Origin of the sequence: Psychromonas ingrahamii 37 (assembly GCF_000015285.1) — a bacterium.
Taxonomy (GTDB): Bacteria; Pseudomonadota; Gammaproteobacteria; order Enterobacterales; family Psychromonadaceae; genus Psychromonas; species Psychromonas ingrahamii.
Genome location: NC_008709.1, coordinates 2,559,027 through 2,584,346 on the forward strand (window position 1 = coordinate 2,559,027; position 25,320 = coordinate 2,584,346).

General features: G+C 40.8%; 18 protein-coding genes and 1 pseudogene. 10 read left to right on the top strand and 9 right to left on the bottom strand.

Going from position 1 to position 25,320, the window contains the following annotated elements:
- Nucleotides 1-79: 79 nt before the first annotated feature.
- Nucleotides 80-2,995, bottom strand: coding sequence for a UvrD-helicase domain-containing protein (locus PING_RS10875; RefSeq protein ID WP_011770411.1), 2,916 nt, complete (start codon nucleotides 2,993-2,995; stop codon nucleotides 80-82).
- 263 nt (nucleotides 2,996-3,258) lie between these two features.
- On the opposite strand from PING_RS10875, the pseudogene PING_RS10880 reads away from it, so the two are divergent.
- Together PING_RS10880 and PING_RS10890 are read left to right on the top strand one after the other, a co-directional pair.
- A pseudogene (locus PING_RS10880) lies at nucleotides 3,259-3,681 on the top strand (zinc-binding dehydrogenase); the annotation flags it as partial.
- A gap of 338 nt (nucleotides 3,682-4,019) precedes the next feature.
- Nucleotides 4,020-4,829 (top strand): SDR family NAD(P)-dependent oxidoreductase, encoded by an 810-nt coding sequence (locus PING_RS10890; RefSeq protein ID WP_011770412.1) that lies wholly within the window; start codon nucleotides 4,020-4,022, stop codon nucleotides 4,827-4,829.
- Between the two features lie 286 nt (nucleotides 4,830-5,115).
- Here the strand turns inward: PING_RS10890 and PING_RS10895 are convergent, their stop codons facing one another.
- Nucleotides 5,116-7,902, bottom strand: coding sequence for a glycoside hydrolase family 3 protein (locus PING_RS10895; RefSeq protein ID WP_011770413.1), 2,787 nt, complete (start codon nucleotides 7,900-7,902; stop codon nucleotides 5,116-5,118).
- Nucleotides 7,903-8,489: 587 nt separating this feature from the next.
- On the opposite strand from PING_RS10895, the gene PING_RS10900 reads away from it, so the two are divergent.
- The 3 genes from PING_RS10900 to PING_RS10910 all read left to right on the top strand — a co-directional run bounded on the left by PING_RS10900 (nucleotide 8,490) and on the right by PING_RS10910 (nucleotide 10,339).
- Complete coding sequence (locus PING_RS10900) at nucleotides 8,490-8,900, top strand: thiol-disulfide oxidoreductase DCC family protein (RefSeq protein ID WP_011770414.1); 411 nt, start codon at nucleotides 8,490-8,492, stop codon at nucleotides 8,898-8,900.
- The gene (locus tag PING_RS10905) at nucleotides 8,900-9,658 is read left to right on the top strand and encodes an SDR family NAD(P)-dependent oxidoreductase (RefSeq protein ID WP_011770415.1); all 759 of its coding nucleotides are present in this window, start codon (nucleotides 8,900-8,902) and stop codon (nucleotides 9,656-9,658) included. The genes PING_RS10900 and PING_RS10905 overlap by 1 nt, the downstream gene beginning before the upstream one ends.
- A gap of 171 nt (nucleotides 9,659-9,829) precedes the next feature.
- The gene (locus tag PING_RS10910; RefSeq protein WP_011770416.1) at nucleotides 9,830-10,339 is read left to right on the top strand and encodes a CIA30 family protein; all 510 of its coding nucleotides are present in this window, start codon (nucleotides 9,830-9,832) and stop codon (nucleotides 10,337-10,339) included.
- A 171-nt stretch (nucleotides 10,340-10,510) separates the two neighbouring features.
- On the opposite strand, the gene PING_RS10915 is transcribed toward PING_RS10910, so the two are convergent.
- The 4 genes from PING_RS10915 to PING_RS10930 all read right to left on the bottom strand — a co-directional run bounded on the left by PING_RS10915 (nucleotide 10,511) and on the right by PING_RS10930 (nucleotide 15,168).
- A complete protein-coding gene (locus PING_RS10915) occupies nucleotides 10,511-11,440 on the bottom strand; it encodes a glucosaminidase domain-containing protein (protein ID WP_011770417.1) in 930 nt (309 codons plus the stop codon).
- A gap of 521 nt (nucleotides 11,441-11,961) precedes the next feature.
- The gene (locus PING_RS10920; protein ID WP_011770418.1) at nucleotides 11,962-12,309 is read right to left on the bottom strand and encodes a hypothetical protein; all 348 of its coding nucleotides are present in this window, start codon (nucleotides 12,307-12,309) and stop codon (nucleotides 11,962-11,964) included.
- Nucleotides 12,310-12,642: 333 nt separating this feature from the next.
- Nucleotides 12,643-13,011 (bottom strand): hypothetical protein, encoded by a 369-nt coding sequence (locus PING_RS10925; protein ID WP_157035353.1) that lies wholly within the window; start codon nucleotides 13,009-13,011, stop codon nucleotides 12,643-12,645.
- Between the two features lie 507 nt (nucleotides 13,012-13,518).
- Nucleotides 13,519-15,168, bottom strand: a complete 1,650-nt coding sequence (locus PING_RS10930; RefSeq protein WP_011770420.1) for a hypothetical protein — start codon at nucleotides 15,166-15,168, stop codon at nucleotides 13,519-13,521.
- Between the two features lie 735 nt (nucleotides 15,169-15,903).
- Here PING_RS10930 and PING_RS21620 point away from each other — a divergent pair.
- Nucleotides 15,904-16,035 carry a hypothetical protein gene (locus tag PING_RS21620; protein WP_269571476.1) on the top strand — a complete coding sequence of 44 codons (132 nt, stop codon included), beginning with the start codon at nucleotides 15,904-15,906 and terminating at the stop codon, nucleotides 16,033-16,035.
- Between the two features lie 244 nt (nucleotides 16,036-16,279).
- On the opposite strand, the gene PING_RS10935 is transcribed toward PING_RS21620, so the two are convergent.
- Entirely contained in the window at nucleotides 16,280-17,299 is a 1,020-nt protein-coding gene (locus PING_RS10935; protein WP_011770421.1) for an Ldh family oxidoreductase, read from the bottom strand.
- A 78-nt stretch (nucleotides 17,300-17,377) separates the two neighbouring features.
- Nucleotides 17,378-18,424 (bottom strand): trans-3-hydroxy-L-proline dehydratase, encoded by a 1,047-nt coding sequence (locus PING_RS10940; RefSeq protein ID WP_011770422.1) that lies wholly within the window; start codon nucleotides 18,422-18,424, stop codon nucleotides 17,378-17,380.
- 179 nt (nucleotides 18,425-18,603) lie between these two features.
- On the opposite strand from PING_RS10940, the gene PING_RS10945 reads away from it, so the two are divergent.
- Nucleotides 18,604-19,284 carry a GntR family transcriptional regulator gene (locus PING_RS10945; RefSeq protein WP_011770423.1) on the top strand — a complete coding sequence of 227 codons (681 nt, stop codon included), beginning with the start codon at nucleotides 18,604-18,606 and terminating at the stop codon, nucleotides 19,282-19,284.
- Between the two features lie 348 nt (nucleotides 19,285-19,632).
- Here PING_RS10945 and PING_RS10950 read toward each other — a convergent pair whose 3' ends face one another.
- Complete coding sequence (locus PING_RS10950) at nucleotides 19,633-20,172, bottom strand: isochorismatase family protein (RefSeq protein WP_011770424.1); 540 nt, start codon at nucleotides 20,170-20,172, stop codon at nucleotides 19,633-19,635.
- Between the two features lie 642 nt (nucleotides 20,173-20,814).
- Between PING_RS10950 and acnA the strand changes: the two genes are divergently transcribed.
- The 3 genes from acnA (at nucleotide 20,815) to PING_RS20605 (ending at nucleotide 25,133) form a co-directional block, all read left to right on the top strand.
- Nucleotides 20,815-23,490, top strand: a complete 2,676-nt coding sequence (gene acnA, locus PING_RS10955; RefSeq protein WP_011770425.1) for an aconitate hydratase AcnA — start codon at nucleotides 20,815-20,817, stop codon at nucleotides 23,488-23,490.
- Nucleotides 23,491-24,209: 719 nt separating this feature from the next.
- Nucleotides 24,210-24,923 (top strand): hypothetical protein, encoded by a 714-nt coding sequence (locus PING_RS10965; RefSeq protein ID WP_011770426.1) that lies wholly within the window; start codon nucleotides 24,210-24,212, stop codon nucleotides 24,921-24,923.
- A gap of 54 nt (nucleotides 24,924-24,977) precedes the next feature.
- Complete coding sequence (locus PING_RS20605) at nucleotides 24,978-25,133, top strand: hypothetical protein (protein WP_157035354.1); 156 nt, start codon at nucleotides 24,978-24,980, stop codon at nucleotides 25,131-25,133.
- The last annotated feature ends 187 nt before the right edge of the window (nucleotides 25,134-25,320 follow it).

Here is a 25,320-nt window from a genome sequence, read left to right on the forward strand (position 1 = left end):
TTGGTCATCCTTAACAATTTTTTTACAAAGCTTATTACATTAATGTTAAATAAATATGACAGTTAATAAAAATGGGACATTAACCCTGCATTTCCGGCCATTGAATTTTTCCTTTAGCAATCGCGTTTCGGCAACTTGTCTGCTCATTACCGCTGTAATTTCGACATCCCCAAAATTCACCCCGCGCACTTTTTCGCAGCACCATTTCCGCTCCACATTTTTCGCATAGCGGGTAAATATTATTACAGCGTTGATTTAAACAGATTTTAAACCCTTTATGACGGGTTGTAGACATCACACTCTGACAACTTTCGCAGGCTCTTTCTTTATAATCACAGCGCGGAAAGTATGAACAGGAAACAAAGGTACCAAAACGATTTGAGCGAGTCTTTAAGGTACCCGTTTCACACACTAAACAATGAATTTGATCAACAAAAGTCTGATTAACGGTTATCCCAAATTCATCAAGTTCAACGTCATGATCGTTAATAAGCTCTTTAACGAAACAACTCGTATCACTCATATCAGCAATAATATAAACCCTTTGTTTTGCCCGTGTTAAAACGACATAAAATAATCGCCGTTCTTCTGCATGTTCAAATTTTTCTTCTTTTGCCAGTAACGCATCTAAAATGGGAGGGATTGCCTTATTGGAAGGGAAACTATGCTTGCCAGATTTTAACCCCATGATAACCACATAATCAGCTTCTTTACCTTTAACCCCATGAAATGAGTGCGTTTGTATATTGAGCTGCGGGTATTGATTGTTTAAATGGCAAACACTTGCTTTGTCTGGTAATTGAAACCAAAAACGCGCGAGTAAATAGACGGTTGCGGGTTTGTCAATCTGACCAGTAATAGCCGTTAACACCTCATCAACTGCGCCATTCACTATTTCATCAATTATTTTTTCATCTTGAGCCTTCAAACCACCAGCACTTTTCCGTAAAATTGAAACAGCAGGTTCATCCTGATGCTTAAACGACTTAATCATTTTATTTATTTGTGCCGGGTTTTTACTGACAAAATCAGTTGCCACCTGTGCTATCCGGTTGTTAAAACGAAAGGTCTGATCTAATTCCGTCTGCGTGGTCGGACCAAAATAATCCTCAAAGCCGGTGGTCAGTGTTATATCGGCACCACTAAATCGGTAGATAGCCTGCCAATCATCACCAACAGCAAAAATAGAAGTGCTTTTATTACTGCCGCGTAAAGCCTTCACTAAACGGGCTCTAGGCTCTGAAATATCCTGAAATTCATCGACCATAATATAACGCCAGGGAGAAATAAATTTTCCTGTCTCGACATAGGCAAGTGCTTTGATAATCATATCTTCAAAATCAATTTCATTACGATTTAATAACCTTGCCTGATAAGCGCTTAAAATAGGTTTAAGTAATTCAAATGCTTTTTCTGTTTTTTTTGCATCGGTAGAGTTCCTGATCACCCGTTTCTCAGACCATTCATCCAAGTAAGCGGCTTTATAAAGCCCGATTAATTTAGCAAAAATTTCCGCCAGTAAGGTCATGCGTCCAGTCTCTTTTAAACCTGCTAATAGCACCCCATCGGGGAACCATTTGTAGACAATATTTTCATTTTTCAGGCTTTTCTCAAGCGAACTCAATAGCCGCCCTTGTTTATGCTGCGCATAGGTTAACTCAATGCATTTACTGTTATTTTTCTGATGTGTTTTACGTTTCCATGCGATAGATGCATGGTATTCCTGTTTATCAATATAAGGCGCTGTATCGCCATTTTCATCTATTCCATAATATTCAATATAAGTATTTAATGCTGGTAGAAAAAAATCAGGCTGATATTGTCTGGACGCGACCGTTTTTACATCAAAGGCATAACTGGCTTCATATTGGTACTCAATGCCATGGTTACATAACCAATTTGCAATATGCAGCTCCCCAAAACTTTTTACCTTATCGCCCTTTAAACTGCGAATATCGTTATCGGTTAGATACTGGTAATATTCACCCAGACTGGTAAATTCAAAATAGCTTTTTTCGACATAATAATATTCACTAAAATATGCCATCACCAGATCGCGGTATTTATCTTGCTTTTGGATCAACGTCTCAAAACAAGCTTGTACCCATTTAGCCTTCACTTTCTCATCCTCTGCAAACACCGATAAATTGGGCTTCCCACCTTCAACCTGCGCAATGATATCAAGCCCAAGGCGATGGAAGGTTGTCGCGCTGATATTATCAGTTTGCAGCTTTTCTTTTATTCTTTGATCCATTTCATCAGCGGCTTTTCGACCATAAGCTAATAATAAAATGTCATGGTGCTTAGCCTGTTGACTGTTAAGCAGATAACCTGCCCGACCAATCATTACACTGGTTTTACCGGTACCCGCACCCGCTAATAACAAATTATTATCGTCATCAATAATACAGGCTCTACGCTGCCTTAGTGTTAAAGGGTTTTCTTCAACTCGGTCAAAAAAACGCTGGTAGTTTTTTAACTGTCTGGTGATATAGGCTTCCCGGCAAAGGGTGATATCTTGTTCCTGCCAATGCTGATATTGCGCTAACACCGTAACTATTTTTGCAAGATGTGCTGCCCCTTGGCTTGAGGCGGCCCAGGGAAACCATCTGTTATATTCTTTAGCAATCGCAAGCTGCATATTGTTAAACGTCGATTGGCGCAGATAACGACGGTTTTTGACTTTTTTTATTTTAGTTAATAACCCGAATAATCTATTTTTATTCGCCTCGGCCCACCACTGTTCACAGTCCGTTTTATGCTTTTTTTTACAGTTATAAGCAAGATGATTGAGCACGTAGGTTTGCCCTGCAAGGCGAAAACTGACTGTTTGACCCAACCACCCAAAGGTGAATGTTGGTGGTGAAATTAAGGCTTGCCAGCTGATTTTTGTGGGTGTTTTTTTTACTGATAGTATGACCCCTTTTGGGCCGATAGAGATTGCTGCGGGATGACCGAATAAATGGCCAAAAACCGTTGAAGATATTGATTTCATTATGATAGAAAACCTAAATACAAAGAAGAATACACTGGTTATTCTAACAGTACTGACAGTAAATCCATGATATTAATTACTTAAGGCAGGTAACCTTAAAAAGTGAGGTTACCTGGATAAGATTATATTTAACTTGTCCATTAGTTATTGACAGCTGAGCCGATTCAATTGGCTGAAATCGGTTCAAGGATAATGGCAGTCAATCGCGCTGAATTGTGAACGGCGCAGCAATTCTATTGCTGCTCCCCATAAGGGGTATCTCGCTTTGCGCAACAGCAATCAATTATAAAACAGAAACCCTTGCTGACTATCTGGAAAAATATACTGCAGGTCACGGCTTTGACATTGTATTTGATACTGTTGGCGGCCTTAATATAACTAATTCTTTCGCTGCTGCTGCGCTCAATGGTCAGGTTGTATCAACGGTTGCACTCCTCGAATTAGATCTTTCGCCCGCGCACTTTAAAGGTTTGTCACTGCATGTTGTGTTTATGCTAATTCCAATGCTGTACAACCACAAACGTGAAGAGCACGCTCGCATTCTAAGCCGGTTAGCTACGATCGTTGAAGTAGGTGCTTTACGCCCGATATTAGATGAAAATCGTTTTTCATTGGCAGAAGTGGGTCAGGCACATGCGCGTTTAGCGAGTGGCGCAGGAATGGGCAAAGTAATCGTTGAAATTTAAAAGCGTTTAAACGAGACTCTCCGGTAAATAATTCTTTCCCGGAGAGTCATCACTAGACCCATGTACAGACCATAAGATGTCCGCCTGTTATAAATATCATAACAAGCGGAGTATTATACCAAAGGAACTAAAAAGGTGATCACCCTTGCTGGTTAAAATCATCCCTAATTACGTTGTTAGTTTTGAAGTGAGAACAACTATCTCCTGCAACTCACGCCTTATTAGCGCTGACTTTTCCTTCGCAATCATTGATCACTTAATTAATTCTTTTGGTATTAATAAAAAATCGCTCGTTGAATGTGCCGGAAGCAAACGTTCAATATAATAAGGAATTTTCCATGAAAAAAACAATTTTAATTACTGGTGCAACCGACGGTATAGGTTTGGCAACAGCAAAGATGTTAGCTTCAAATGGTCATAGTCTATTGGTACATGGACGTAACCCTGAAAAGTTAAATAAAGTGGTAAAAATGCTGACTGAACTGCCTAATGCCGGAACAGTTAAAAGTTATCTGGCAGACTTGTCACAAATGTCCGATGTAAAGACCTTAGCGAATAAGATAAAAGCACAATACGATAACCTTGATGTGCTGATTAACAACGCCGGTGTTTTTAAAGTAGATAACCCCATAACCAGGGACGGACTTGATCTGCGCTTTACTGTTAATACCATTGCGCCTTATCTTTTATTGCAGGAGCTGCTGCCATTGCTTGCCACTTCCGCGCGAGTAATTAACCTTTCTTCAGCAGCCCAGGCACCCGTGAATATGCAAGCATTGCTGGGTAAAGTGCCGCTTTCCGATATGGAAGCTTATGCGCAAAGCAAACTTGCCATTACCATGTGGAGCCGAATAATGGCTCAAACACTTAAAGATAAGGGGCCCGTTATTATTACAGTAAACCCGGGCTCAATGCTCGGCAGTAAAATGGTACAAGAAGGGTTTGGTGTGGCAGGTGGTGACTTAAAAATAGGCGCTAAAATCTTAACGCGGCTGGCACTGGATAAGGAATTCGCCGGTTCTTCTGGTCAGTATTTCGATAATGACGCCGGCCGATTTTGTTCTCCACACCCTGACGGATTGAATTTACAAAAATCAGCTGAGTTGGTTACGACCATAGAAAGTATTTTATCCGGCATTAAACATTAAAGGGTATTTATTAAGCGAACGATAATTACCCGTAGGCGCGCACCAAGCATTATCAGCGGTGCATGAAATACATCCTACCGGTAACATAATCCGTAGGGTGTGCTTCCACCAATTCCCGAGGAAGACACCGTCCTTTATTAACTCTAGGACTCTGCGCAACAATCATAGCTTGTGGTGCATAGAATGCACCCTACCATTACATTACCCGTAGGGTGTGCTCCGCGCACCAAACATTATCAGCGGTGCATGGAATGCACCCTACCAGATTTGAGTGCGCGGTGTTTTTTTAGACTTTCGTAAAAATAAGCCCCTCAAGCTCCAGACCGGATTTTACGAAGTCCAGATCAAGTGTGTAATGCCCGTTCTCCAGTTTCACCTTCAGCCCTTCAGTGGTAATCAACTTGCCATCGGTACCGTTAACTGAAAAAGACATACTAAAGAGTCCATTAAGGCGCAGGCTGTATGAAGATTGAGCCTGTGAATTACGATCATAACGAATAAGACTGCTACATTGATAGATACCCGGCTCAGTTACTGCGATTGTCACACTGGTATTGGTTTTACAATTAAGTTTGATCCTATCTTCGATGGCAAGCGCATTAACAGCTGAAAGATCCTTAGAGATATAGCTCTTTGCTGCAAACGTCTTGATTGGCTCATAAGCCTTAAGTGGTCGTCCCATAACAGGGGCTTCCATAATAAAGCGGCAGATATTCATGGCACTGCGTTGCAGTTCGCCGACGGTCAAGGTGCCATTCTCTAATGCTTCAAGCGTATCATCTCCCATACTATTACCTTCGGCGCCATCATTTTCGACCACCATGTAAAGATCATTTTGCGCACGGATCATAAAAGAGGTGTGGGTTTTATCTTCTTTGCCCGCTTTAATTGGATCGTTCATTTTAGCCCACCAGTCGGTCATCACAATCCCAGTAAAGCCCCATTCACCCCGTAAAATCGTCGTATTAAGATCGTAGTTAGAGGCGGTCCAATGCCCATTAATAGTGTTGTAAGCGGTCATAAGGGTTGAAGCCTCGCCCTCTTTAACTGCCATTTCAAAGGGTTTAAGGTGGATTTCACGTAGCGCACGCTGTGACATTACGCTATCTACATCAACACGCGCGGTCTCTTGATCGTTGCTTGCAAAGTGCTTGATAGTGCCGGATACGCCCGCCTTTTTAAGCCCGCGGGTTTGTGCTGCAGCCATGATTCCTGTCATCAGAGGATCTTCAGAGAAGTACTCAAAGTTTCTGCCATTAAGCGGATGGCGGTGAATATTGATACCCGGGCCTAATAATGTATCAATCTGATTGGCATAAAGCTCTTGCCCCATAAGGTAGAATAACTGCTCATTCAGATCACTGTTCCAGGTACAGGCAAGTAATGTACCAATAGGCACTTGCGTGGCTTTATGACCACTGTCCATACGTATTCCCGATGGACCGTCCGCTGCTGCCGCAACTGGAATACCCAAATTAAACAGGCTGTCAGAAAGACCGCCAAAAGCTGCTGCAGTGCCGGGAGTAACCTTAGGGCTGCACATGCCTTCCCCTCTAACAATAGTCGCAAGTTGTTCATGACTCATTTGCGCCACAAAATCTGTCAGGGAAGCGCGCCCTGCTTTTACGTCAGTCAGACGGATCCCTTGATCCCCTGTGACAGCAAAAGATCTCGGCATGTTTGCTTGAATTCTATCAGCGAGCGGAATGCTGCGCTGCGGGACAGACTCGTAAGTTGCCCGATAAAGACCATTTCCCTCTAGCTCGCCAGGTTTTAGTCGCTCAAAATCTTTAACCGGTGCCAGTGCTTCAGTAAGTTTTTCTGTGACTAACAACTGCTCCAGTTGCAATGTTGCACTGATAAGCTGTGCGTGACGAACACTAGCGCCGACATAAAACTGATAAGTGCCCGGTTCGACAACATAGCAGTTACTATGTCCTGTTACTCCACTGTCATCATAGGAAGCAAGGGTTTTAAGTGCGATGCAGACGCGCAGGATTTCATCTTCACCGGGCTTCAGTGTTGTGGATTTGACAAAGCCTGCTAATACCCGTGCGGGTTTGCCAAGACGCCCCTGCGGTGCCTCAACATAAATTTGGATAACCTCTTTACTACTGTATTTCTCTCCAATGTTTTCTACTTTTATATCAAACTGCAGAACCTGGTTAATCCCGACGCCCTCTACCGAATGTGAAACCAGTTCGCGGCTAAACTGCGTATATGAAAGACCCGCTCCAAAGGCGTACTGGACGGCTTGCGGGTTAAAGGTTTCAAAATAACGGTATCCGACATAAATATCTTCAACGTAAAGGTTGTAATCTTTGTGACCAAAATTAGCCGATGATGGATAATCAGCAAGTTGATAAGCGATAGTGTCACTCAGACGGCCGCTGGGTGAGATATCACCGCAAAGAACATCAGCTAACGCGTGGCCACCTTCCATTCCAGCCGCCCAACTATAAAGCACGGCTTGAATCGATTGCTTGTTTTTGATCGACTCCAGCCAAGACATATCCATGATATTGGTAACATTCAGGACAATAATAACCTTATCGAAATAGGTATTAACCTTTTCGAGCATTAAAATTTCAGCATCGGTCAGTCGATAACTGCCTGCTGCATCGGCATTATCCTGGTCTTCACCTGCGGTGCGGCCAATAAAAAATAGCGCTTTATCTGAATTAGCAGCTGCCTGTTTAATTATCTCATCAGCAAGCGGCATCTCTTGTTGAAACCAAGGCTCCGCAGCCCAGCCGCCACCCCCATCGTCAAAGGGATGCTGCGCAATCCAGTCTTCATAGATAGTCACCAGCACTTCATTAATGTTAATACTAGGATTAGCGCGCAGTCCTTGTAATGCGTTCACCGCATAGGGCACATTCACTGCGCCACCTGAGCCTGTACCACTGCGATAAGTATCTATTTGGCAGCGACCAAACAGCGAAATCGTCTCCCCTTTGTTCAAAGGCAGCGTTGCATTTTTGTTTTCCAGCAGTACGATACCTTCGCCAGCAGCCTGTCGGCTGACCGGGACAAGATTTTTCTGAGCAATCCTGATTGTTTCTGTTTGCATAGGTAAGTCCAATTCGTTAAAAGGGTTAATCTATAAAAATTAATAAACTATTTTGTTAGAGGGGTAATAGCAGCAAAAATTAAATTATGATCTGAATTAAAAGGTAAGAATGCCCATTTAAATCACAATTTGAAGTTTTTTGATTTTTACAAAAAAATCACTTAATTATTTCTTTTGCTGCCATTAAGTCTGTTTATATAGCCTGTTTATCTTTGCATTTTGAATAGTGACGCGAGTATTTAGAAAATATTTTAGCGGTTATAGAGCTCTTTTGTGGTTAATTATTGCCTCATTTTGATACTATACTGTCAAAAATAAATTACATTTTGATTATTTTAGAAAGTGCTCTTTTAAATCTACGTAAAAGTGTTACAAATGGTGGCCATAAGGCGGGGTAAATTTGACCAGTACCTTGCACGGTTTAAAATTTTTTTTTGAATGTCCTACCTTTTTCACTGTTAAGGCTAAAATAGCCCAATATCTGTCAAAATATCAAATTAATCGCGAGATAAAGAAACAAAAAGATCTAACAACAGCATTGATACGTATATTGAATATAAGAATAATTTAAGTCTCTGAGGTTTATAATGCTAACGATTTTTTACGATGGAAACTGCCCGCTGTGCTCTATGGAAATGAAAGAATTACGCCGCTATGACCAGCACAACAATATCCAACTGGAGGACATTCACCAAAGCGATTTTGAACAAAAATTTCCTGATATCGACAAGATCAAGGCAACTAACATACTGCATGGGAAGTTGAATGGCACCCCCCTATTTGGACTCGATGTGACCTGTCATGCATGGCGACTGGTGGGTAAAAAACCCTGGATTGCCGCGCTGCGCTTTCCTATTATCAAACCCGTTGCCGATTGGGCATACCTGTTATTTGCCAAACACCGAATACGTATTTCAAAATTATTAATGGGGAATAAAAGCTGTGAAAATGGCCAGTGCAGTATAAAAACCGCAGATAACACCCAGGAGAAAAAATAATGACCGATGTTAAACGTTGCGCTCTAGTTATCGGCGCAAGCAGTGCCATCGCACAAGCGCTGATTGATAATCTTCTGTTAGATGATGAACTGCAGGTTTATGCTGTCAGCCGCAGTTTTCCGGCGGATTTTAGTGATCGCATGCTTAATCAAAAAAAATTGAACCTGATTGAATGTGAATATAACTCGGCGCAGATAAACGCAATTATTGAGAAAATAAAAGCGACCTCACTTCCCTGCGTAAAGGTTTTTATCTGCAATGGCATGTTACATAACCACTCATTTTTACCGGAGAAAAAGATAGAACAATTTTCTGCCGATATATTTCAACAAGTTATGCATGTGAATGCCGTGGTTCCTGGTCTGTGGCTGCAACAGTTAATTACCTTGTTACGTCACCCGTTGCCATGCGTTGTTACGGTATTCAGTGCGCGGGTAGGCAGTATTAGCGATAATCGTGTTGGTGGCTGGTACAGTTATAGGGCATCAAAAGCGGCACTTAATATGTTGGTCAAAACGGCTGCCATTGAATATGCCAGACGTGCCAAAAATGTCAGGTTGATAGTCTTTCATCCCGGTACCACTGACACTAAATTATCCCGGCCTTTCCAGTCCAATGTAGCGCCGGAAAAATTATTTAAGCCTGAATTTGTAGCAACTCAGCTTTTATCTTTAATTAAACCACTTGCCCTAGAAAATTACGTTTCTGACAATAAAGCGGCTTTTATTGACTGGCAAGGAAAAAAAATAGAGTGGTAAGAACAGCTGAATTCGAAAATAAAGGTGTACCAGGCAAGCATCTGCGCTTTATATACGCATCACTGAAATAAACGCATCTATTGCGCAGCTGTATACCTAACAATATACTTGCCGGACTGACTTGGAATAAACGCTTTAAATATGAAATATGTACTAATTTTGGTGATCATAATGACAAATATAAACAATGGCCTGGCTGAAGATATTGACTTTAACAGCAAAAAATTTATTAACAGCTGGCAGGTAGTCAATGATTCAGTGATGGGGGGAATTTCAACAAGCAAAATAGCAATTGAAAACAATATTGTCTCCTTTAGCGGCCAGCTTTCATTCGAAAACAACGGGGGTTTTGCTTCAGCCCGATACGTTCTCAATAAACCGATAATAGCGAAAGACAAGGTATCTATTACTTTCAAAGGAGATAATCGCCATTACCAGTTACGTTTAAGAACCAATACAGGGCCGGGTGCGATTGCCTACAAGGTTGATTTTTATGCCACGGCGAATAACTGGAACAGTTTGATTTTTAAGAAAAGCGACTTTATTCCTACCTACCGCGGGGCAACCGTTGACGATGCGCCACAGTTAAATTTGGCAGACGTTAAACAAATTAGTATTCTAATTGCAGACAAACAGTTACCCGCTTTTCAGTTAGATATTAGTCAGATTGGTTTTTTATAAATGCGCCAAAATTAAGGCTCACTCAGGCACTTAAACGAAAGAAGCTTAAAGTCCGTCACCGCCTTGCGTGAAAATATGCAGCGGATTAAGAATAAAAGAAGCCTGTGCGAACACGCTTCTTTGATCGGTTTTATAAACTTATTTTTTGTAGATATTATAAAGAACGAACCATTATTTTTCTGTAATTAAATGGATTAATTTATTATCAGATAAATACGCCTGATCGACTTGCTCAAGGTTGTTATAACGGATCATGGCACGCAGTCCATGAATATATTCTTGTCCTCGCTCGGAATATTTATCCAAGGTACCCGCTAATTTAATGCCCGTGACCGCTTTATCATTAGCACGCAGTTCACTGCGTAAAATACGTAATTTTTGATATGCACTATTACTGTTAATGTTGAGCATATAAGCTTCAACTGAAGCAAGTGGACTATCAAAGCGCGCAACGCCATAGTCACCCAGCTCTTCTCGGTGGGCCCGAGGTTTCATCCCGTTACCGGTAAAATCCCACTGACCAAAGAAAGCATTCCCTTCCTGCGCAAAACGAGAGGTCGCCCAACCACTCTCTTCAGCCGCTTGCGCCAGTGCTAACGACGGGGGTAAAATATCAACGCGGGCCAATAATGCTGTGCGCATTTTTTGATCTAACTCGGCTGTCTTATCTTCAATAATGCGGTATTTAATGGCTATTTTTTTAAGTTTGCTTGCCTCTAGCGGACTGCTTTTAACAATTTCCCGTTCACGTAAGATATTTTCATTAGAAACTAATGCCAGTGGTGTCATCAGACGAAAAAATATCATTTTTTTGGTCTCTACGGGCAGTTTTTTGGATCCCTCAGCCCAGTGCTTCCCAACCCCCTCAAAAGTAATACGCGGTACTTCACGGTTGCCTTTATCCCAGTTTTCATCGTTGTACTGATATTTATCAAATAAAGTATTCAAATCATCGAGCGACGTGATAGTGACTTCAACGGGGTTTGCCATCAGTTTTTCACTTTCACTAGTATTGCTGTTCAGTACATAAGAACAGGCAGCTATCAATAAACAGCTGATCAGTGCTAAAGCAATATAGCGGGCAGAAAAGAATTTTTTCATGGGGAGAGTTCCTCAGAGTAAAATAGCGGTAAATATATTAATGCGCTTAAGCAGCTTTGCTGTTAATTTAAGGTGCTAAGGTGTCTTTCGTTATAATAAAGAGGGAGTATTTTAACAGATTTTCACGATAGAGATGAACTTTTTACTTTGCCGACTTTTTCACATTCTTTTTTATAAAAACCCTATAATATTTTAATCATCAATTAGTTGCCTATTTCTCTTTTTAGGGTTTATATGACTCAATTTCAAATAGAGCAACCATTAATTAACCCACTGCAAAGTAAAAAACAGTCTCATTTATCGGTGCGGGCTATCTATACCGGTATTGAAAAAACGTCTTGAAGTTGTCTTCTTGTGATAAGTAGCTTATTTGTGGGTGTTACCTATCCCTTTATTACAGAAGAACGCTAGCGAGGTTAAAGTCAGATGAAACATGACTTATTAAAAATCTATTTAAGGGCAGGTAGTTAATTTAGCTGGTGAGTGATTACGTGCAGTAAATGCTCTCGCCTTTTTTAACATTAATCTTTTTTCTTTAGTGAACAGCCGACTCTATAACAATCAACAATAGCCACTAACCAAGTAATCAGCAGTATCACAGATATAAAATCAGTTCCCAGCCAACCATCGGTTGAGGGCTGTTGTGATGCTAATTCACTGATTTTCGTGATATCTGCGGCGACTTCACCCCGTTGAATTTTATCAACGATCAGCATTGCACTTTCGAGTACTTTAGCAATCAACAGATATGTTGCTGTTAAGGCAGTTGCCGCTAATATCGCCGCAGAAATATAGCGCTTGAATAACAGATGACCCACACCGGGAAAGATAAAAGCGGATAAGAGTACTGCTTTGATTGTCTTCTTCATTAATTAGACCTTTTCTTCCTATAAAAACAGGCTCTAAGAGTAGCATAGAATAAAAGACTGGCTGTTTCTTTTTAACGCCTTAGCCCGTTGCATTATTTGACCTGAGCACTGTTGCCAGAATAATTATTTGCCAAAAACACAGCTAAAATACGGGGTTTAAAAATTATGGATTCCCAAAATTTTATGCTGCTTTATTTGACCCGATTTTGGGGGGAATTCTACAGCCTCAACGCTCAGCGAACCGGTGGAGGCGGCTAGCGCCAGAATCCACCTGGCGCGGCTTGTTATGTTTTATATCTATTTGTAAATCATCAAGATATATCTAAATAGGCATTATAGTAAATCACTTATAGCCCAAGAATCGGTGTTATACCCTCGCGCTCTGCATTCATCCTGTGGTTTGTGAACTACAATAGCTCTTTCAGAAAACTTTCTAAAATCGCCTTTTATGACACCTAATATTTCCCAACTAATCATTCCAGTATGACAGTTAAAGAATTGATCAATAACGTAGCCACTTTTATACAGCCCATCTTTTGTTTGGTACATAGCTGAAAAGTCGATAGTTTTTCCGCTCCATCCTGCAAAGGGATACTCGTATCCACCTTTTGTACTGTCAGCGCTCCTAATATCTGCAACCATTCCAATCACTAACGCTAAGATTGCAAAGATGCCTACAGCTGAAAATATGGATTTAATCAATGCAATGTAACTCCTGAAAGTAAGAGTAAAATGACCCATATTAAGATAATAAAGCACCTAAAAGTAGAGGGTATTAAAATTAACTTATTAAATGCCCAAATATTGTCCTTGCGTCGCAGAAAAATAACGGGCCAATCAGCCGCGCCGTTTTTGCATCGGCTGAATTAGCGAGGTTATGTCAAGCGTCATATAGGATAGAGCGGTCCTATAATAACCTTATCACTATCCCAAAGTTCGTAATTCTTCCCACCAATCACGACGTCCCCTCCCGAACGAAAAAGGCAGGACATATATAAACTTTTTCGTTTACATTGAAGCCTCAAGTTGTTTAACTACTTGAGGCTTTTTTATAGAAGTTTAAAATTAATGGGTTATATTGCTAACCTTTGGGTGTCCGGCCTTTCCCTCCTTAGTAAATAAAAATAACTAAAGCCTAGATCAATGCTTAAACACTAGACAACAACCTTGGCTGGCTTAGTTTTTTTATTCATCATATTTTCTTGCTTATTAATGTACTTTTATATTCAAACTCAGGCCATCATCATCCCCAAGAATAAATCGACTTGGCATCCTTATACAATTGCCTAGCGATGGATCATTTCGTCCTTCACAAGTCAGCTGGCCAGTGTCTACTACTACGAATTCAAATAAATATCCATCGATAAGAGAAATCACACGCGGTGAAGCGCCACTAGGGCAGCTGCCATTTGAATATTGGGGTGACAACACGCCTCTCTCAACAAAAGGAGCACCTATGGTAATGTTTCGCGTCCATAAATGAACACTTCGCATATCAGTATGGCAATTAAAAACGGATATCTGCTTAAAAACATCTTGTGGATCAGGCGGTATTGATTTCACTTTGCATTCAGATCCTCGCATTTGAACCTTTATAGAAGAAATTAAATCATTACCGGTCGTATAGATAGGGAAGTTGTTATCAAGACTCGGATCGTCCATTGTAAATGCCTCACATATTTGAGTGAAATCATCACCCCCACAGGCACATACTTGAATGGACGAACCAACCCTAATCGAAGAGATTGAATTGTTCGCCAGGCCAATACTAGCGGCATTATTATAATCTCCGATGCTCTTCACTTTGCATGTACCTACGTAACCACTGTCCTCAAAGAATGACGCCTCATTAGAGTCAGGAATGCAATCCTTGAAACCTCTTGGCTGTACCTTTAACGATGAGACCTGATCATGCCCAATACGGTTATCTCCTAGATTACTGTCACTGCCCTTTAACTCCACACAATTTTTAAAATTAGAATGTTCACATAACAATACTTGTGAATCTCGACCAATTATGACAGAAGAAATCGAATCATTTTTCAAACCAATTTTACTCGAGTTTCCATATAGACCCATATTCTTTACTACACAAGGTGCAACAAAATTACTGTGCATAAAAAGAGCGACTTGGTCTGCCTTAGGCTGACATTCCTGAGTTCCGAGTTCTTGTACTTTAGCTGAAGATGTTTCATCATTGCCAACATGCCATGATTTGAGGGTAGGCCTGTTTTCTTTAAGGACGATACAGTGTCCTTGGAAATTCGAGTCTCTACACAAAACGGCTTGGGAATTAGTCCCTAGCTTAACTGAGGATATTGTGTCATTTTTAAGCCCTATCTTAAGGGAGTTTTCATAACGACCAAGTCCTCGAACCTGACATGCCCCTTTATAATTTGTGTGTTGATAAAAAGCAACTTGATTCCGACCTGGTGTACAGGATGCGGAGCCATTTCGGAGCTGAATTTTTGCTGAAGAAATGGTGTCACCTTTGACTACATTATTGCGTAGGGTTTTGTGATTTTTATTAAGAACCTCACATTCACCTCTGTAAAAGGAGTCTTTGCAAACAAATGCTTGAACCTCAGCCCCCACTTTTACCGAGGAAATTGAATCATTCTTTATACCTAGATCCGATGAATTTTTGTAATCTTTCAGACCTAGAACTTTACACTTTCCTTCGAAGTTAGCGTGCTGAAAAAAAGCGACTTCATGTGGACCTGGCTCACATTGGGCTAATGCTTCTGCCGGGAACAAGAAACTGCTTGCTAAGACAATACTCGATAAACTGAACAAACGTAACGCCTTTCGAAGCATAATTACTTTGGTTGGCTCAGTACTGGATATATTGATATTCATATGCTTTCTCCTCTATTTATGTCTAACGCCTGAATAAAGCGCGTGAGGTACGAACGTCTCCTTTGATGCGATTGTTATGCATTCCTTTAATGCTGTTCACAGCGCCGCAGCAAGCACGCCAAGTAAAGAAAGTACTAGGACCATGATCCAGTTCGTTTTGAAAAAAACGTAGTCTAACATCAAAGAAATTGGCCCGTTCATGACTCTCAGACTCGCGACTTCCTGCTATGATTTGATAATCTTCGGACATTCCCTAAAACCTCTTGTTGTTAAATGGTGCTGCTGAGTATCTCTGAGACATAACAATATATTAGTCTGCATTCTCACTAATACACATTTAAAATTTTATTTATTGATAAGAATTATATAATAAATAACTTACAAAACAGTTAGATAGTTAAAATAATGGTTATAAATTGATATTTTATGTTGAGAAAATGACGCATTTATATTTATAGAGATCTCTATAAATACAAATAAAAAACAGCTTTTTGTGAGAAGCAAAGGACGTAAAGGTTGGATAGCCAATCTTTTCTTTGTGATCAAGAATAACTACGAAAATATAGAAGTGGATTAATATTTGGTCAATTAGATGGGTGTCCAGTAATTCCTTTCTTGGTGGTCGGGTATCTGTACGGCTTAAAGCCGATGGATCTTCACGCTTGATTTGAAGCCTATGTTGCGGGTAAATGATATACTTTCGATGCCACGCAGTCAGAAATCAAGGGCGGATATGTGGCAATTGGTTATGGTCGTGATGCTGCTGACGTTGCTGTTTATAATCAGTTTGGTCCCTCGGTTTATCCTGCTACACAAGATGTTCGAGTACAGCTTATTGACAATAAACATATTCCAGATTACCCATAAGTTTCGACCATATTTAGCAATCAGGGGCGGATTTCTGGTAATTGCTTATAATCAGTCCCCCCCCCCCACCTGCTATACAAAATATTCGAGTGCAGCTATAAGTCACAAGCAAGAACAACCAAGCTAATAAAAAACCAAGCCACTCATTTCTTTACTTGGTCTGGCCATTATTTATTACCTGCAAGTAAATTCAACGCAGAAACCAGCAAAAAAACCAAGTCTAAACACTTTTATTAAACAAATATTAGGTTATTAAACCATCCGTTCGAAGCTGCTCAATAGTCTTTACCAGATCTGCGTTAACTGACCGTGGACCGCTATTTTCTCTATTTTTATGCCGTCTGGCACCGGGGGTCCGTGCACCTTCTATTGCATCATACTTTTCAAAAAAACGATCCGTTTGTTCGCTGGTATTTTTTCCTGATAGAATATCTGGTGAAATGGCTAGAATAAATTGACCTCCTCTTGCCGGTCCTTCTTCTGCCTTGTCACGTTCCTGAGTTTCATAGGAAAAGGTTTCCCCTACTAGCGGACCAGAGAGTAATTCCACCATTAATGCTAATGCAGACCCTTTGTGTCCACCAAAAGGTAATAGAACGCCTTTCACAATTTCGGCGGCATCAGTTGTTAATTCACCTGATTCAGATAATCCTGTGCCCAGTGGCACTTCATAGCCATCTCGGGCGGCTATCATGACTTCACCCATAGCCATTGACGACGTTGCCATATCGATCACAACCGGATTTTTACCGGCACGAGGCCACGAAAAGGCCATCGGGTTGGTTCCAAAAATCGGCGTTTTGCCACCAGCTGGTGCAACCCATGGAAGATAAGAAACAGTAGTAAGGCCAATTAAGCCCGCTTCACTCATTTTTTCAACTTCAGGCCAAAGTGCTGCAAAATGATGTGAATTCTGAATTGCGACCGCAGCAAGTCCGAATTTTTTAGCGGCATCAATCAATGGTGGTAAGCAATGTTCGTGTGTAAGTGGTGCATAACCATTTTTAGCGTCACATCGAAATATAATAGGTGTGACTTCTTCAATTTCAGGCGTTGCTGTGCCAACAACCTTTTTGCTTTGAAGCCCAACAATATAGCCAGGAATTCGAAAAAGCCCGTGAGAAATTGCTCCGTCTCTCTCGGCAATAGTGACCGTATTTGCGATCGCAGCTGCATTTTCCTCATTGGCGCCCTGACTCAACAACGCTGTTTTCGCTAGGTCGTATATTTCTTCAAGGGTGAGGTTAATAGTCAAATGGCTCATGAGGTAAACTCGATTGCTGAATGTAAAAAGATACTATACGTATCAAAAAACGGGTTGAACAAATTAAGATTTTTCATGTTAGTTATTACCTTTATCTTGTTCGTTCATTGGCCAAGTATCACTGAGTCGGTAACCTTGTGGCCATGGGTCATCGGGATCTAACATGTGCTGATGCGTGCCGGTAATCCATCCCCTTCCTGATATTTCGGGAACAATAGCCTCCAAATCACCCACCTGGCAAGTGCGCAGTATCTTCCCATTAAAGGTAGAGCCAATGACTGAAACAGCTAAGAGTGTATCTCCCACCTTCATTACCCCTCTAGCATGAAGAATAGCCATGCGAGCACTAACCGATGTACCTGTCGGACAACGGTCAACTTTACCTGGTTTAATAACCACCGCAGATAAAGCCTGAAACCCTGTTTCGGTTTTTTCTAGTTCTCCTGCAAACAAACAGAATGAAAAATGCTTCCAGTCTTTTTCTGGATGATAAAATTTTAATGATGCATTGGCGGCGTCTGTAATTTTAGTACCAATTTTTGCAATTTTTCCAGCATTGCTAGCGGTAAGTTCTATTCCTAATTCTTTAGGATCAACAACGACAAAGCTGTCTCCACCATAAGCTATATCTACCGTCAATTTACCGATACCTTCAACAAATAACGCTTGGTCTAATGCACAGGCAAAAGACGGAACGTTTTCAACAAAAATACGCCTTGCTTTTCCATTATCACATTCAGCGCGTACCTTAACTAATCCGCCTGGCGCTTCTAAGGTCATTTCGGTAATAGGCTCCACCATAGGAACAAGTCCTGTATCAAGCAGTACAGTTGAGACACAAATACTATTTGAACCTGACATAGGGGGAGTATCTTCTGGTTCCATTATAATCCACGCATAGCTAGCGTCAGGGTGCTTGGAGGGGAGAAGTAAATTAACGTGACGAAATACTCCGCCCCTAGGCTCATTCAGAACAAAGTTTCGTAACTCATTGTCTTTATGTATCCACTCTCTTTGCTCCCACAGAGTATCACCTGGCGGCGGATTTACACCACCAACAATGACGTCACCCACTTCACCTTCTGCGTGGCATGAGACTACATGAACTAACTTACTCGACCTCATAATAACTCCCCAAAAATAAACATACGTTTATATTTATACTTTAAATTTAAATAATTAACGTAACTTAACAATATTGGATCCAATATACAATGTAATTTTTATAGATATTTTCATGTAAAATATTGAGCTTTCAGTTAGAATCGGAAGGATTTTAACGTGTCTAGTCTAGGTATATATCCATGGAAAAGAAAAAGCCTGTGCTTGGTTTTGAAGGTGTCGATGTTTCTCTTGCAGGGTCTGCCTCAAGTATTGTGTTCGAAACATTAAGACAAGCAATTATTGAAGGGAAATTACCCGACGGAACTCCTCTTCGCCAAGAAGAGCTCGCTAAGAAGTTTAATACTAGTCGCATACCCATTAGAGAGACGATTGCACGTTTAGAACAAGAAGGTTTTGTAGAGACAATTCGCTATAAAGGAGCCATAGTGACAGCTATTTCTTATAAAGAAGTTGAAGAGATGTTTGATCTCAGAGCTATTATAGAAGGCGAAATTATCTATAAGGCTGTCCCTAAGATAGACTCTGCCACCTTAAAAAAAGCAGAATCATTTTGCGAAAAATTTGCAGCATCAAAGACGCCTGAAGAATGGACTAAGTATAATCGTCTATTTCACTGCACACTTTACGATGCAGCCAACTTAGATTTTCATATGTCTATCATTCATTCAATTCTAGACCGAACGGAGAGATACTTAAGGGCGCAACTTGTTCTATCTGATGGTATGAACCGAGCAATCAATGAACACCAAAAATTACTTGAATTTTGTCGTGATAAAAATGCGCTAGCAGCTAAATCTATCACCCTCGAACACATACAACATGCCAAACGCTCTCTGCTAAAATTTTTAAATGAAAAATAAAAGCGGTCGCATTTGCTTTGTATTCTCTCATTCCAATATGCAAAGTTAATGGGGGCTATGGAGCCAAAGGGGGCTAATGGTTAAACATTACACATAAAAAAGATGGAACAGCCGAAGCTTACCAATAACCGATGCGCTATCAACTTTAGCAAATCAACAACAACCTTGGGTGGCTTCGTTGTTCAAAATAGAAGGTTTTTTAAATCATTTAGCGGTAAATAAGTAAGTGAGTTCAAGTACTCGTAATTTAGCCTTATGCGCAGTTATATGTATGGTTTTTCCTGTTATTAAATGGGAGATGACAGGACTAAAATATAAAAACACACCTATCCTAAAAAACTTTTTTGACTACTTAATTAAACTCAGTATCTCTTTAAACTCTGTCGCTCGACAATCCTTAAGCAGTTCATACAGGCACATTTCCAATCCCGTTAGATCAATGCCATGGTTAAGCAGTTTACTGACTGCCAGATTTTTATTGGCAAGCGTACGTGAAGAAATACAGTCACAAACCAATTGCACTTCAACACCTGTACGCTTTAGATTTAATGCGGTTTGGTAAACACAAATATGTGCCTCAATGCCACAAACAAGCCATGTATCTACATTCGCGCTGCGGACAGCATCCATAAATTGGGGCTCTGCACAGGCATCAAAGGTAAACTTGGCGATTGGCTGTTGCATCTTAAGCAGGGAACTAAGTTCCTCAACGGTTGAGCCCAGTTTGTCAGGGTTTTGTTCAAGCCATATTATCGGTAAATCAAGCGCTTGAGCGCCTTTGATGAGTTTTTTACAATTTGAAATCAAAGCGTCACTATCGTGGACTAAACCAGCCAGTTTCCCTTGTATATCGATTATAATAAGACCGGTATTTTCTTTTTTTAACATACAATTCCGCCTTAAAGCTCACTATTTTAGAGTAGCTTATTAGATTGCTAAACGACGTATTTCCGAAGGAAAGACGACTTTTAAACAGGGTTAGAATATATTTTTATATTTTTATATTTTTATATTTTTATATTTTTATATTTTTATATTTTTATATTTTTATATTTTTATCAACAAGTTGTATTTAAAAAAGGAACAGGTCAAGCGCAGTAAAAGCCCATTCTTTGTCTATTAACACTGCATTTTAATGCAGCATTGAGAAAAATCCCACTGATTTAAGAAAAAATGAATTGAATCAAACAGGCAAATACTTTGAGATAACTTTATGCTGCTCATATTCACTTATCTCGCCCGGGATTCAATACTTAACTATTATCCACCACGCGTATTTCAGGCCTGACTTATTTCAGCAGACAAATAATCAGAGTGCAAGTCATCTAAATACATAAACCTGCTATTGAAACAGCAGCGAAATTTTGTAATCCTAATCATTTTTGACCTGAAATGGTGATTACCTTTTTAATTTTTTTACTAGTTAGGTAATAGATAGTGAGTTTGTTAAGAAGATAGTTTATGTTGATTATGTTAGGTTATGTTATGTTGGTTAAATTAAAGATAGTGAGTTTATCAAGGAGATAGTTTATGTCTGGAAATAAAATTAATATTGATGCTAAAAATACTTTCACGGTAAATGGTCAAGTTTATAGCTATTATGCGATAAATAAAGGCGAATTAGCGGGTAACGATTCGATAACACGCTTGCCCGTCTCAATCAAAGTGTTGCTGGAAAATTTATTACGCCATCAACAGGATAATGGCGGCAGCAGAAAAGAAATTGAAGCGCTCGCCAGCAGTCAAGGACGAGGCAGCACGACCGAAATTAACTATCAGCCTGCGCGCGTTTTAATGCAGGACTTTACCGGCGTACCGGCCGTTGTTGATCTTGCCGCGATGCGTAATGCATTAGTTAAACAGGGACTTGACCCGCAAAAAATAAATCCATTGGCTAAAGTTGATCTGGTGATCGACCATTCGGTTAACGTCGACAAGTTTTCAAGCAAATCCGCTTTTGATGAAAACGTGGCTATCGAAATGGCGCGCAATAAAGAACGTTATGAGTTTTTAAAATGGGGGAAACAGGCCTTTGAAAATTTCAGCGTAGTCCCTCCGGGTACTGGTATTTGTCACCAGGTTAATCTTGAATATCTGGCTAAAGTTGTCTGGAGTGAAACCACTGAGAATGAGTCTCTGGTCTATCCTGATACGCTGGTTGGTACCGACAGCCATACCACTATGATTAATGCGCTGGGCGTTTTAGGTTGGGGCGTAGGCGGGATTGAAGCTGAGGCTGTGATGCTTGGACAACCCATTTCAATGCAGATCCCGGATGTGGTCGGATTTGAACTGACAGGCAGATTGGCTGAGGGGATCACCGCGACGGATCTGGTGCTGCAGGTTGTTCAAATGCTGAGGAAGCATGGTGTGGTCGGAAAATTTGTGGAATTTTATGGTGCCGGTCTTGCTCATTTACCCCTGGCCGATCGCGCGACTATAGCCAATATGGCACCGGAATATGGTGCTACCTGCGGATTTTTCCCGGTCGATCAGCAAACCCTGAATTATTTACAATTGACGGGTCGTGACAAGCAAACTATTGATTTGGTTGAATCTTATTCTAAACTACAAGGGTTGTGGCGTGATGAGACGACCCCAAAGGCTGATTTTTCCGATACTTTATTGCTTGATATGAGCGATATTGAACCTAACCTTGCAGGACCAGACCGGCCGCAGGACAGAGTCCCTATGCGCCAGTTAAAAACGGCGACCGATGACTTTATTGATCTCAATGGAAAGGGTCAGCAAAAGACCACGGATTTTCCTATCAATGACAGTGATCAATCACTCCATCATGGTTCACTGGTGATCGCTGCTATTACCTCCTGCACTAATACCTCTAATCCTGCGGTTATGCTGGCAGCCGGACTGCTGGCTAAAAAAGCGCTGGCAAAAGGATTGGTTAAACAACCCTGGGTTAAAACCTCACTTGCCCCCGGCTCACGGGTAGTGACCGATTATCTGGTGGAAACAGGATTACAACAATCCTTAAATACACTCGGCTTTAATCTGGTGGGTTATGGCTGTACTACCTGCATTGGCAATTCAGGCCCTTTACCAAAGCCTGTTCAGGAATGTATTGAAGAAAACGATCTTATTGTGAGTGCTGTTTTGTCAGGCAACCGTAATTTTGCAGGACGAATTCATCCACAGGTTAAGGCTTCCTGGTTAGCATCCCCCCCTTTAGTGGTGGCCTACTCACTGGCCGGCACTACTCGAATAGATCTCAGTCAGGATCCAATCGGCACAGGCAGTGACGGTGAAAAGGTTTATTTAAAAGATATCTGGCCGAGTAACGCGGAAATCACCGAGTTGCTAAAAAGTGTCAGTCATCAGATGTTCGAAAAGCGCTATAGTGCAGTATTTGACGGCGATAAAGAATGGCAGGCAATTCAGTCCGGAGAAGAAGCCAATTATCAGTTTTCCGACGAGTCCACCTATATTCAAAAACCGCCTTTTTTCGAACCACAATATCGCGATAATTTTAGTAATATTGTTGATGCGCCTATTCTGGTTATGCTTGGAGATTCGGTTACAACGGATCATATTTCACCCGCAGGTGCCATTCCCAAAGACAGCCCCGCCGCTCAATTTTTACGCAATCATGGGATTGATGAAAAAGATTTTAACTCTTACGGCTCACGACGCGGCAATCATGAAATCATGATGCGGGGTACCTTTGGTAATATTCGTATCCGTAATGAGATGACGCCGGACAAGGAAGGTGGCTACACCCATTTACAGGGTCAGTCGCAAGCCATGTTCATCTTTGATGCCGCCATGCGTTACCAGCAGGAAAAAAGATCCAGTGTGGTTATTGCTGGTAAAGAATATGGTATGGGATCGAGTCGAGACTGGGCTGCTAAAGGAACTTTACTGCTTGGTGCCAAAGCTGTTATTGCCGAAAGTTTTGAGCGAATTCATCGTGCTAATCTGGCTGGAATGGGCGTATTACCGTTGCAGTTTATGGCCGGTGAGGATCGTAAATCATTGCAGTTAACTGGTGATGAATCCTTCGATATTATGGGGTTAGAAGGTGAAATGAACGCCAATCAAACACTTGATGCGGTTATTCATTATCCATCCGGTAAACAGCGTAAAATTCAATTGTTGTCTCGTCTCGATACAGCAATTGAGGTTGATTATTACCGCGCGGGCGGTGTACTCACTTATGTGCTTAACCGCATAGTTTCTAAAGGATAATAGTGTTGTCAGATAAAAAATGCTTTTCGATCAAACGAGCGGCAGGATCGATGCCAAACTTTTGAATCCTTTCATTTTTTCTTACTGATTAGTTCAAAATGGTGATCATAATGATCACCATTTTTTTGTTATAGCAAACGCGTTAATTAAGTGATCATATTTATTATTCAATAATCATCACCACTGCTTTATGAATATCAATTTTGTCTTTAAAACAATTGATTATAAATTTAATGCTTTTGTATTAATAACATTCTCAGACACTCACTGCTTATTTGATCAGCTAATAGGCCGTGCACCAATTACGAATGTTGCGGTGCATAGAATGCACCCTACCGATAACATAATACCAAACGCATTAATTAAGTGATCAGAATTAGTTAAGTGTTTTGCTCTACTCAATCAATTGATCGCGTTGATCGCGTTGATCGCCCGTATAGTTTCACCCTCCTTTATCTTTGTAAATGAATGGTCACAATGGGGTTTTTCCAAAATTAAGATTAAGATTAGTGTTATTAATTTTAATCGCGCTTTCATCACGGATTACAATACGGAATGATTGTGCCCTACCACTGATAATACCAATAGAACTGAAAAACCATAAAATGACCCCATAGAATCGCTTATTTTTGAGTCTTATAGTTTTCAGCTCTGCCAATGGGAGAGATACAAGTGAACACCATACTTACGGTCAATCAGTTAATTCAGCGTGAGAATATTTGCTCAATCAATCCTATCAAAACTTACGTGCCTCTATTCGTCGCTTAATGGACAGTGGCGCCACATCGTCAGAACAGTTAACTAGGCTGGAGAGTGAGCTTGATGCTGAGTTATCATGGGCGACGGCAAATCGAGTGGAGCTGGCATTGGTCGATTACTATGATGACGTTAAACTGGTCACTGAATGGCAGCGCCGATTGGCAGAAATCGATAATTTTCCAGCCCAGATAGCAGCGTTTTACAAAGAACAAATACAAGAAACGGAGCTACCCGTGGTGCGTTCATTAATGAGCCGTTTAGTTTTCGATCTGCAGTGGGTTATAGAATCTAAGCGAGTTGTCCGTTTTAATGAGAACCGTATGCGTCGAAATATTGTGGCGACTTCTTTGTGTGCCTTTATTTTATTTTTCAGCCCCTCTATTTCACGTGTTTTGTTTTCTCTGGAATTTGAAAATTTACGTTTTTATTATACTTTTACCGCAGCAACGGCGGGTATTTTAGGGGCTGCTTTTAGCCAGCTCACGTCGATTCGGTCTCGCATGCAGGCTGCAAGGGTTGACCAGATGCATGCCATCAGTCAATTAGGTTATATTCTTACTCGTGCGATGGTAGGCGCCGGGGCAGGTTTAATCATGTTTTATCTGGTGCAGTCCGACTTATTAAGCGGCGCATTTTTTCCTGCATTTATTCATACTCCCGAAGAGCTTTTATAATATAAACAGAGCATCAATCTGTTATCTAAAAATTATTATGCAGTCTCTCAAGCAGTGGAATCTTCTTACGCCATTGGTACGTTAGTGCAACCTGCGCAGGGTTTGTCTTTATTGATTGTGTGGTGTTTACTGGCTGGATTTTCTGAAAAAATGATCCCTGGAATTTTAACGCGTAAAGCCAAACAAGCGGCGGATTCTGCCGGCTCATAACACCAGTTAAACAATTTAATGTTTTCGGCACTGACATTCTTTTGTTTATTTTTGGAACTGAGCCTTCAGGCTTTGTGCTTGCTGGGATGCGAGAGAGCTGGAAAGCTGGAATGTGAGTGTTTATTTTTCTCACGCAGATAGCTTTATAGGGGCTTCTTCCCGGGCCGATTAAAGTCAATTAAACTGA

Bases quoted from the DNA above. Each gene is read 5' to 3' on its own strand.
- PING_RS10875 (WP_011770411.1), bottom strand. From the start codon at position 2,995: ATGAAATCAATATCTTCAACGGTTTTTGGCCATTTATTCGGTCATCCC.
- PING_RS10890 (WP_011770412.1), top strand. From the start codon at position 4,020: ATGAAAAAAACAATTTTAATTACTGGTGCAACCGACGGTATAGGTTTG.
- PING_RS10895 (WP_011770413.1), bottom strand. From the start codon at position 7,902: ATGCAAACAGAAACAATCAGGATTGCTCAGAAAAATCTTGTCCCGGTC.
- PING_RS10900 (WP_011770414.1), top strand. From the start codon at position 8,490: ATGCTAACGATTTTTTACGATGGAAACTGCCCGCTGTGCTCTATGGAA.
- PING_RS10905 (WP_011770415.1), top strand. From the start codon at position 8,900: ATGACCGATGTTAAACGTTGCGCTCTAGTTATCGGCGCAAGCAGTGCC.
- PING_RS10910 (WP_011770416.1), top strand. From the start codon at position 9,830: ATGACAAATATAAACAATGGCCTGGCTGAAGATATTGACTTTAACAGC.
- PING_RS10915 (WP_011770417.1), bottom strand. From the start codon at position 11,440: ATGAAAAAATTCTTTTCTGCCCGCTATATTGCTTTAGCACTGATCAGC.
- PING_RS10920 (WP_011770418.1), bottom strand. From the start codon at position 12,309: ATGAAGAAGACAATCAAAGCAGTACTCTTATCCGCTTTTATCTTTCCC.
- PING_RS10930 (WP_011770420.1), bottom strand. From the start codon at position 15,168: ATGAATATCAATATATCCAGTACTGAGCCAACCAAAGTAATTATGCTT.
- PING_RS10935 (WP_011770421.1), bottom strand. From the start codon at position 17,299: ATGAGCCATTTGACTATTAACCTCACCCTTGAAGAAATATACGACCTA.
- PING_RS10940 (WP_011770422.1), bottom strand. From the start codon at position 18,424: ATGAGGTCGAGTAAGTTAGTTCATGTAGTCTCATGCCACGCAGAAGGT.
- PING_RS10945 (WP_011770423.1), top strand. From the start codon at position 18,604: ATGGAAAAGAAAAAGCCTGTGCTTGGTTTTGAAGGTGTCGATGTTTCT.
- PING_RS10950 (WP_011770424.1), bottom strand. From the start codon at position 20,172: ATGTTAAAAAAAGAAAATACCGGTCTTATTATAATCGATATACAAGGG.
- acnA (WP_011770425.1), top strand. From the start codon at position 20,815: ATGTCTGGAAATAAAATTAATATTGATGCTAAAAATACTTTCACGGTA.